This is a genomic window from Methylocystis sp. (assembly GCF_021731785.1).
Taxonomy (GTDB): Bacteria; Pseudomonadota; Alphaproteobacteria; order Rhizobiales; family Beijerinckiaceae; genus Methylocystis.
In genome coordinates this window covers 17,141-26,012 of sequence record NZ_JAKFWS010000021.1, presented here as the reverse complement: position 1 = coordinate 26,012, position 8,872 = coordinate 17,141, and the positions used below count along the sequence as shown (strand labels likewise).

Annotated in this window: 11 protein-coding genes; 5 read left to right on the top strand and 6 right to left on the bottom strand. The window is 63.6% G+C overall.

All coding sequences use genetic code 11. The features are described 5' to 3' along the window. Positions 1 to 19: 19 nt before the first annotated feature. Both hisN and QZ964_RS04700 read right to left on the bottom strand, forming a co-directional pair. Complete coding sequence (gene hisN, locus QZ964_RS04705) at positions 20 to 832, bottom strand: histidinol-phosphatase (protein ID WP_292529285.1); 813 nt, start codon at positions 830 to 832, stop codon at positions 20 to 22. 32 nt (positions 833 to 864) lie between these two features. Further along, on the bottom strand, positions 865 to 1,821 hold the full coding sequence (locus QZ964_RS04700) for an N-formylglutamate amidohydrolase (protein WP_292529283.1): 957 nt from the start codon (positions 1,819 to 1,821) through the stop codon (positions 865 to 867). Positions 1,822 to 2,006: 185 nt separating this feature from the next. Here QZ964_RS04700 and cpdR point away from each other — a divergent pair, with 185 nt between their 5' ends. Continuing rightward, positions 2,007 to 2,381 carry a cell cycle two-component system response regulator CpdR gene (gene cpdR / locus QZ964_RS04695; protein ID WP_292529280.1) on the top strand — a complete coding sequence of 125 codons (375 nt, stop codon included), beginning with the start codon at positions 2,007 to 2,009 and terminating at the stop codon, positions 2,379 to 2,381. Between the two features lie 123 nt (positions 2,382 to 2,504). Here the strand turns inward: cpdR and QZ964_RS04690 are convergent, their stop codons facing one another. Next, positions 2,505 to 3,440: a homocysteine S-methyltransferase family protein gene (locus QZ964_RS04690; protein ID WP_292529279.1), complete on the bottom strand. Its 936-nt coding sequence runs from the start codon at positions 3,438 to 3,440 to the stop codon at positions 2,505 to 2,507. A gap of 173 nt (positions 3,441 to 3,613) precedes the next feature. On the opposite strand from QZ964_RS04690, the gene rpmE reads away from it, so the two are divergent. Further along, positions 3,614 to 3,844 (top strand): 50S ribosomal protein L31, encoded by a 231-nt coding sequence (rpmE, locus tag QZ964_RS04685; protein ID WP_292529276.1) that lies wholly within the window; start codon positions 3,614 to 3,616, stop codon positions 3,842 to 3,844. A 49-nt stretch (positions 3,845 to 3,893) separates the two neighbouring features. On the opposite strand, the gene QZ964_RS04680 is transcribed toward rpmE, so the two are convergent. Continuing rightward, positions 3,894 to 4,427, bottom strand: a complete 534-nt coding sequence (locus tag QZ964_RS04680) for a DUF1465 family protein (protein WP_292529274.1) — start codon at positions 4,425 to 4,427, stop codon at positions 3,894 to 3,896. 526 nt (positions 4,428 to 4,953) lie between these two features. Between QZ964_RS04680 and QZ964_RS04675 the strand changes: the two genes are divergently transcribed. Next, positions 4,954 to 5,745, top strand: a complete 792-nt coding sequence (locus tag QZ964_RS04675) for an inositol monophosphatase family protein (RefSeq protein WP_292529272.1) — start codon at positions 4,954 to 4,956, stop codon at positions 5,743 to 5,745. Then, positions 5,742 to 6,218 (top strand): N-acetyltransferase, encoded by a 477-nt coding sequence (locus tag QZ964_RS04670; protein ID WP_292529269.1) that lies wholly within the window; start codon positions 5,742 to 5,744, stop codon positions 6,216 to 6,218. The genes QZ964_RS04675 and QZ964_RS04670 overlap by 4 nt, the downstream gene beginning before the upstream one ends. 55 nt (positions 6,219 to 6,273) lie before the next feature. On the opposite strand, the gene pyk is transcribed toward QZ964_RS04670, so the two are convergent. Beyond that, complete coding sequence (pyk, locus tag QZ964_RS04665) at positions 6,274 to 7,716, bottom strand: pyruvate kinase (protein ID WP_292529268.1); 1,443 nt, start codon at positions 7,714 to 7,716, stop codon at positions 6,274 to 6,276. A 24-nt stretch (positions 7,717 to 7,740) separates the two neighbouring features. Continuing rightward, positions 7,741 to 8,160: a DUF1036 domain-containing protein gene (locus QZ964_RS04660; RefSeq protein ID WP_292529266.1), complete on the bottom strand. Its 420-nt coding sequence runs from the start codon at positions 8,158 to 8,160 to the stop codon at positions 7,741 to 7,743. A gap of 235 nt (positions 8,161 to 8,395) precedes the next feature. Here QZ964_RS04660 and QZ964_RS04655 point away from each other — a divergent pair, with 235 nt between their 5' ends. Continuing rightward, positions 8,396 to 8,836 (top strand): PA2169 family four-helix-bundle protein, encoded by a 441-nt coding sequence (locus QZ964_RS04655; protein ID WP_292529263.1) that lies wholly within the window; start codon positions 8,396 to 8,398, stop codon positions 8,834 to 8,836. Positions 8,837 to 8,872 lie beyond the last annotated feature (36 nt).

The window sequence follows — 8,872 nt, the reverse complement described above, 5'->3', positions numbered from 1 at the left end:
TCAAGAGCTAAAACGCGCTCTAGGCGCCGAGCAGCTTCAACGCCTCTTCGTGCAGCGCCGGATCGCCCGCCGCGACAATCGCGCCGCCTTGGGCCGCCGCGCCGCCGCTCCAATTCGTGATGACGCCGCCCGCCCCCTCGATGATCGGGATCAGCGCAACGATGTCATAGGGCTGCAAATTGGTCTCAACGACCAGATCGACATGGCCGGACGCCAGCGCGCAATAGGCGTAGCAATCGCCGCCGTAGCGCGACAGCCGCGCCGCGCGCTCGACGCGATGGAAATTCTCGCGCAGCGCCGGATCTATCAACAGGGGCGAGGTCGTCATCAGCGTCGCCTGCGCAAGCTTGGAACAGCAGCGTGTCGCCAGCCGGCGAGTCTCGAGGGCGCCGCGCGCGCCTTCCGCCCCCCGCGCCGGCCCGCGCCAATGCGCCGCCTCGCCGTCGCCAAAGAAGCGCTCGCGGGTGAAAGGCTGGCTCATCAGCCCGTAACAGGGACGCCCGGCGTGGGCGAGCCCGATCAGAGTGCCCCACAGCGGCAGGCCGCAGATGAAGCTTTTGGTGCCGTCGATCGGATCGAGCACCCAGACATATTCGGCGTCTTCGCGTAAGTGGCCAAACTCCTCGCCATAGATGCCGTGGCTGGGAAAGGTCGATTCGATCAACCGCCGCATGGCGAGTTCGGCGGCGCGGTCGGCCTCGGTGACGGGATCGAAGGCTCCGCCATGGGCTTTGTCGTCGGCGGCGAGCGCCGTCCTGAAGAACGGCATGATCGCCTCCGCCGAAACATCGGCGAGACGCTCAACGAATTTCTCGAAATCGACGGCGGTCATGCCAGCTCCAGGCCGGGCGGCGCAACGTCCAGCTACTCGGCCGCCGCCCGTCGCTCGCCGCCCAGAATCTCGGCCAAATCTTCCTGCCGCGCCACCGCCGCCAGAACCTCTCCGAGATCGCGGGCGACGGCGTCGAAGCGCTCGTTCTTCTGGAGCGTAGCCTCGTTCATGTAAAGACCGCGCGACACTTCGATCTGCAACGCATGCCAGCCGGCGGCGGGCTTCCCGTAATGTTCGGTGATGAAGCCGCCCGCGTAAGGACGGTTGCGCATGACGTGATAGCCACGGCCGCGCAATCGGTCCTCGACGACGTCGACGAGGCCGGTGGACGCGCTCGCGCCGTAACGATCGCCGATGACGAAATCGATGCGCCGTTTGTCGCCCCGCGCCGCGAGCAAGGGATCGCGCGCGCCGGTCGAGGGCATTGAATGGCAGTCGATCAGCACGGCGACGCCGAAACGGCCTGTAGCGCGCTCCATCAGGCCGCGAAGGGCCGCATGGTAGGGCTTGTAGAGGCTGTCGATGCGACGCAAGCCCTCTTCGAGCGACAGCCGGCTTTGATAAATTTCGCGGGCGTCGGCGACCACTCGGGGAATTGTTCCTAACCCCGCCGCGACGCGCAGCGAACGCGCATTGGCGAAGGCGGGCAAGACCCCGTCAAACAGCTTGGGATCGAGTTCATACGGCTCGCGATTGAGGTCCAGATAGGCGCGAGGAAAGCGCGCCAGCAGCAAAGGCGCGCCGATGGCAGACGCCGAAGCGAACAGATCGTCGACAAAGGCGTCTTCCGAACGGCGCAGAGTCGCCTGATCGAGCGGCGTCGCGGCCAGAAAACGCGCGGGATAGATCCGACCCGAGTGCGGCGAGGAAAAGACCAGCGGCGAAGCAAGCGCGTCCGGCTCGATAATGTCGAAGGCGCGCTCGAATTCCGGCTCGCAGCTGGACTCCGCCGAACTTGTTTCGCGCCGCTCGCGCATGCCTTCGTTCATTCGCCCGTCTCGCCTCCGCGCCGCAGCGGCTTTCTTTCAAACGTAGCGCCTGCGCAGGGGATCAGCGCTCGAAAACGACGGCGTCTCACGCTATATTAGGCCGCTACGTTAACGCGGCGCCGCCTCGGTTTCACCTGAAATTTACGAAGTTCGGGCCATATGCCGAAAAACATGCGAGGATGGCGATGAACGATTATCCGGCCGCACGAATCCTGCTCGCCGAAGACGACAACGACATGCGGCGTTTCCTGGTCAAGGCGCTGCAGCAGGCTGGTTTTTCGGTCACGTCGTTCGATAATGGGCTTTCCGCCTACGATCAGCTTCGGGTCGAGCCCTTCGAACTGCTGCTGACCGACATCGTCATGCCCGAGATGGACGGAATCGAACTTGCGCGTCGCGCGACCGAGCTTGATCCCGACATCAAGGTCATGTTCATCACCGGCTTCGCCGCCGTCGCGCTCAACCCCGACAGTCACGCGCCGCGACAGGCGAAAATCCTCTCCAAGCCGTTCCATCTGCGCGATCTGGTCACCGAGGTGCAGAGGATGCTCGCGGCCTGAGCGCGCCGAAGGCGCGCCGCGCGACAAAAAACGGACGCCGGCTTACCCCTCGAGCGCGCCCTAAACTTATGAGATCGATCACGTTTTCCGCATTTTGGCGATTCCGCCCATATGCAGCGTGATCTAGTCGCAGGCTTCACAGATCGCCGCGACGTGGCGGTCGTCCGTCCCGCAACATCCGCCCAGGATGCGTAGACCGGGATAAGTCTCCCGCAATTTCCGGTATCTGCGGCCGAGATCGATCGGGTCGCCCGAATCGAGCGTTTCCGATTCGTCGAGTTCGGCGTGGCTTTTCATCGAAGCGTTGGCTTTGACGCCAATCAGCCGTTTCATCCACGGCTCATCCGCGGAGAGCGCCTGCTCGAAATGGGTCGGATGGGCGCAGTTGATCATGTAATAGGCAGGCGCTGCGTCGGTTTCGCGATCCACCATCTCGACCGCCTCGCGCAAGCTGCGGCCGGCAACCAGCCTGCCGTCGGTCTCGACCGTGAAGGAAATCGAGCACGGCATTTCGAGCGCGCGAGCGGCGCGGGCCACGCCGATCGCCTCCTCGGCGTCATTCAGCGTATAGGCTGCGACCATGTCGGCGGCGGTATCTGCGAAGGCCGCGATCTGCGGCGCGTGGTAGTCTTCCGCTTCCCGAGCGCCCATGCGCCCGGCGGCGTAGCCGTCTCCGCGCGGCCCGATGACCCCGGCGACGACGATCGGCGTTTGCTCGGTCTCCCAGTCTTTCCGAAGCGAATCAAGCAGTTCGATCGCTAACGCATTGATGCGCTTCAGTCCTGCGGCGTCAAAGCCGAGCTTCGCGCCCCAGTCGCGGTTGGCCCGCCATGTCGGGCTGTCCAAAATGATGCCGCGTCGGTGACGGCGCGCGATCGCAAGGTAACGCTCGTAATAGGCGCGCAGCCGCGCCCGCCCCTCTTCGCTGTCGAGCAAAATAAAGGATGCGAAGTGCGGTAGGTGCACGCCCTCCTGGAAAATCAGCGTCGTCTCCATGCCGCCGTCGCTGACGAAGAGACAAGGCTTCAGCTGCGGCAAGTCGGCACGGTATCTCGACATTTTGTTGCGTTCCTCATTTATCGCGTCGGCGGGCGACCTTGATGAGCCAACTTGCCCATTCGCCCGCATTGGGTTATCAGCGCCAACAAATCTGCTTGTTTCGACACCGGCCGACCCCGCGCCGCTGCGGCGTGGGGCTCTAGCCGTTTCCATCGCAGGAAGGATGCGTCGCCATGAAAAAGGACATCCACCCCGAATATCACACGATCAAGATCGTGATGACCGACGGCACGGAATATACGACCCGTTCGACCTGGGGGAAGGACGGGGACACGATGCATCTTGACATCGACCCCAAGACGCATCCGGCCTGGACGGGCGGGTCGACGCAGCTCCTCGACCGCGGCGGCCGGTTGTCGCGCTTCAACTCCCGCTTCGGCAATCTGTCATTCGGCAAGAAATAAAATAAGACGGCGGTGGAACCGCCGTCTCCAGTTTGCTCGCCTGAAAGAATTACTGGCTGAAAGCGGCGCGCAATTTCGCGATCTGCGCCTCGACCGGACTTGGCGCCGGCGCAGGCTCGGCGGACGCCGTCTCGGGCGCATGGATCAGCCGGTCGAGATGGATGATCCGAGCCTGCAGGCGCAGAGAGTGCAGCGCGAGCTCGCGCAGGCGCTCTGGCAGGCGCTGGAAGATGTCGGGAGCCGACGCCAGCCCCTGCTCGCGAAGCTTCACCCGATGGCGATTGCTCGCCGCCTGATGACGCGTCAGTTCGCCCTGATTTACCGCCCGCTGCAGCAGCAGCCATGACGCAATCTGCATCAGTCGGGTCGTCAGCCGCATACTCTCCGCCGCGTAGCCGAGCGCTTCGTTTCGCGCCAGCTCCTTGGCCTCTAAACGCCCGTCCCCATCGAGATAAGAGGCCGCGTCCTCCACAAGGCTCATGCCCTCGCGAAACAGCACGCAAAATCCTTCGGATCCCGCCAGCCTCTCGATGAAAGAGACCGGCTGCTGTTTTTCGCCCGCGCTGCCTGTAACTCGCGCCATACGACATTCACGCTTGTTCGGCGCGACCGCGCCTCTGATGCGCGGACAGTAACGCAAGCGGCCGCGTGGCGCGCGCTTAGGCTTTCTTTAACCTTAATGGGATAGCGCCCCGCCCGACGCACAAAAAGAGAGCCGCACGGCGGCTCTCAAGGCTTCTTGACAGGGAGGCATCAAGGACGAGTGGAGAAGAAGCCACTCGGGGTCCCACTGAAGGGACCCATTCAGACTAAAACGACAATCATTAATATGAGGTTAACGAAATTGTCGGACGGATGCATTCCGCGACTTCACTGGGACAACCAGCGCGCCAAAAATCAACCCGGCCAATGCGTTATCCTGAAGCCGGCGATGTCGGCGCCCGACCGGCCCCTGAGTAAGCGCAAGGCCCTGTCGATGAAGCAAAAAAGGGACTGGCCCTGAGGCGAAAACTGGCGCATTTGAACACTCCTGCCGCGCGCTCCGGAACGTCCCGCCGCGTTCGAAATCGTTGAACCTCCCGCAAGCGTTTTTCCTAGGCTCTCCTTCAATGATTCGCTCCGCCTTGATGAATGTGATGAACGCAGCAGCTTTGAAAGCCGGCCGCGGCCTTAAGCGCGACTTCGGCGAAGTGGAGAACCTTCAAGTGTCGGTGAAGGGGCCGGGCGATTTCGTCACAGCGGCCGACCGGCGCGCCGAGAAAACCCTGTTTGAAGAACTGTCGAAGGCGCGCCCCGGCTACGGCTTCGTTCTGGAGGAAGGCGGCGTCGTCGAAGGCGCCGACAAGAGTCACCGCTGGCTGATCGATCCGCTCGACGGCACCTCGAATTTTCTCCATGGCCTTCCGGTCTTCGCCATCTCCATCGGCCTGGAGCGCGAAGGCCGACTCGTCGCCGGCCTCGTCTATAATCCCGCCACCGATGACATGTTCGTCGCAGAGCTCGGCCAGGGCGCTTATTTCAACAATCGCCGCATGCGGGTCGCGGCGCGACGCACGTTGTCCGAATCGATGGTGGCTTGTGGAATTCCGCCGCTGGCGCGCGCCCGCGATCATGAGTCGTTCAAGCGCGAACTCGCGGCCGGGATGGGAAAGATCGCCAATATTCGGCGCATGGGCGCCGCCGCGCTCGATCTCGCAATGGTCGCCTGCGGGCGTTTCGACGGCTATTGGGAACGCGGCATCAACTCCTGGGACGTCGCGGCGGGAATCGTCCTCGTGCGCGAAGCCGGGGGATTCGTGAGCGATCTTTCGGGAGGCGCCGAAATGCTTGTGAAGGGCGAGATATGTGCGGGCAACGAAACGATTCATCGCCAACTCCTCGACCTGATGAGGAAGGCGTGAACGCCTCTCCGCCACATGTCTCGATGAAATTGCGCTTGCGCGTCGACGACGACTGGCCGTCGCTTCTTGATGTCTGGGTCGCCTCATGGCGGGCCACCTATCCCGAAATCGACTTCGAAGCGCGCCGCGACTGGCTCATGCGCCACGTTCGCGACCTGGAAGCCGTCGGTGGGGTGACGCTCTGCCTATTCGATGCAGGATCGACCCTTGAAGGCTTCGTCGTGATCAATCCCGCTGACGGCTGGCTCGATCAGATTTGCATCGCGCCGGACCGCTTCGGCGCCGGTCTCGGCGCGTCGCTGCTGTCCGCTGCGCGAAATGTCTCGCCGAGCGTTATCCGGCTCGACGTCAATGCGGATAATCTTCGTGCAATCCGTTTTTACGAGCGCGATGGATTTTCGCGCGTGGGACGCGGCGCTAACACGCTGTCTGGACGCGAAACGATCATGATGGAATGGCGACCGCAGCGCTGAGCCTGTTAAGCATCAGCGTCGCGCCGGTCGTCCGCGGCGAGCTGCGCCTGCAGGATCAGACCTTCGGCGGCAAGTCCTCGTCGCCAAGATGCGCGATGCGAATCATGTTCGTCGCGCCCGGCGTGCCGAAGGGCATGCCGGCAACGATGATGACGCGGTCGCCGGGACCACCGAATCCTTCGCTATGTGAATATTCGCAGGCGCGCCCCACCATGTCCTCAATGTCGACGGCGTCGCGCGTCTCAAGCGCATGCACGCCCCAGACGAGCGCCAGGCGGCGTGCGGTGTCGCGCTTGGGGGTCAGCGCCAGAATCGGCGACTGCGGACGCTCGCGCGCGATGCGCAGCGCGGTCGACCCGGAGGACGTCCAGGCGATCACCGCCTTCGAATGGAGCGTTTGCGCGACGTCCCGCGCCGCGACGGCGATGGCGTCGGCCGACGTTGGATTGGGCAATTCGCCGCGCTGGGCATTGATGATCGAGCGATAGATCGTATCCGTCTCGACCTCTTCCGCGATCCGGCTCATCGTCGCGACGGCTTCGTGGGGATATTGCCCCGCCGCGCTTTCGGCGGAAAGCATCACCGCGTCCGCGCCCTCGAACACCGCCGTGGCGACATCCGATACTTCGGCGCGCGTCGGCAACGGCGAAAGGATCATCGACTCGAGCATTTGCGTCGCGATGACAACCGGCTTGCCCAGTCGTCGCGCCGAACGATTGATGCGCTTCTGAAGCCCGGGAACGCGCTCGAGCGGCACTTCGACGCCGAGGTCACCGCGCGCCACCATCAGCGCGTCCGAAACTTCGATCACATCCTCGAGCCTCGAGATCGCCTGAGGCTTCTCGATCTTGGCCATGACCAGCGCCCGGCCCTGCGTAATCTGCTTCACCTCAAGGACGTCTTCGGGCCGCTGGACGAAGGAGATCGCGACCCAGTCGACGCCCTCTTTAAGCGCGGCGTCGAGATCGGCGCGATCCTTGTTCGTCATCGACGTGATCGGAATTTCCGTATCCGGCAGGCTCACGCCCTTACGGTTCGACAGGCGTCCAGCGACATCGACGACGGCGTGCGCCCGCTCGGGAGTGGTTTCGACAACATGGAGCCGCACCCGCCCATCGTCGATGAGGATTGAGTCGTTGACCTTGAGCGCCGCAAGGATTTCAGGATGCGGCAAGCGCACGCGCGTGGCGTCGCCCGGCTTCGGATCGCTGTCAAAGACAAAGACGTCGCCTTTGCGCAAATGCACCGAGCCTTCCTCGAAGGCGCCGATGCGCAGCTTCGGGCCCTGGAGGTCGACAAGCACGGCGATCGCGCGCGACAGATCGCTCTCGATCTCGCGGATCATCCGCACATAGCTTGCCAGCCCCGCATGATCGGTGTGGCTCATGTTGATGCGGAAAACGTCAGCGCCGGCGCGCACGAGGCCCGCGATGACCGCCTTGTCGACCGTCGCCGGTCCAAGCGTTGCGATGATCTTGACGCGCCGCGACCTTCTCATGACGAAAACGTTCCTGAGCTCTAGTTATTGCGCCGGGGTGGCGTTGGGATCGGTAAGCTGCACCGTCCAGCTCTTCGCATCCCGTCCGGTGTCGATCTCGAAAAATCCGGTTCGGTCGAATCCGCGCGCGAAACAATCTTCGCGTCCGTCGATGCGAAATTCCCGGTCGCGCGTGCACATGAACGCCTTGCCCTTCCACTCTCCGCCGCGTTCGTCCATGGCATACACATAATAATATTGTGCGGCGAGCGGACCGCGCAGAAGCGTTTCGCAAGTGCTCGGCCGAAGGTTCCACCAGCCTTCCGACAACCAGTTGCGCCCGTCGGTATAGGCGATGGCGACGCTGACGCGGGCGCTTGTATTGTTGCACAGCCGAAAGTCCGCGCGGGCCGGCGCGGCGGCGCAGAACGATAGAGCAACAAGAAGAAGGACGCGTCTAATCATGTAATTAGCGAGGCCTGGAGGGGGCTGAAGACGGGTCGCTGGTGCCCGCGCGGGGTCGGCGCAGCTGGCGGTTCTGCAAACCATGCTTGCGGGGCTTTGTCCACCCCGCGACGTCCCCACGTCGCTCCCATCCCGCCTTCACCCGGCGCGCCTAGCGCCGCCTCCCCTCGGAACAAAGCATGCCGGCTGTCGTTTAGGACGCGTACGCGCTCGCGCCTTCTCGGGAGGCAGGAAAATGGAAAAGTCTGAGCTCATCTCCACCTTGAACGAGCTTGCCGAAATCAGCCGCGACGGCGAGCAGGGGTTTTTGGCCGCGGCGGAAGACGTTCAAAATCCGACGCTGAAGGCTGTGTTTCGGACGGCAGCCGCACGCTGCGCGGAAGGCGCCAGGGAGCTTGAATCAAGGATCGTCAGCCTGGGCGGCGAACCCTTGAGGGGAGGCTCGATGACCGGCGCCATGCACCGTGCCTGGACCAATCTGAAAGCCGCGATGACAGGTCGGTCGGAACGCGCCGTGCTCGAAGAAGTCGAACGCGGCGAGGATGCGGCCAAGGACGCCTATCAGCAAGCGATTGCGCAGCCGCTCCCGCCGGAGATCAGGTCGCTCGTGCAGCGCCAGTATCAGGGCGTGAAGGAAAACCATGACCGCGTGCGCAGTCTGCGCGACGCGGCTTGACGATACCGATGAGAAGGAGCGTGGGCGCTTGGCGCG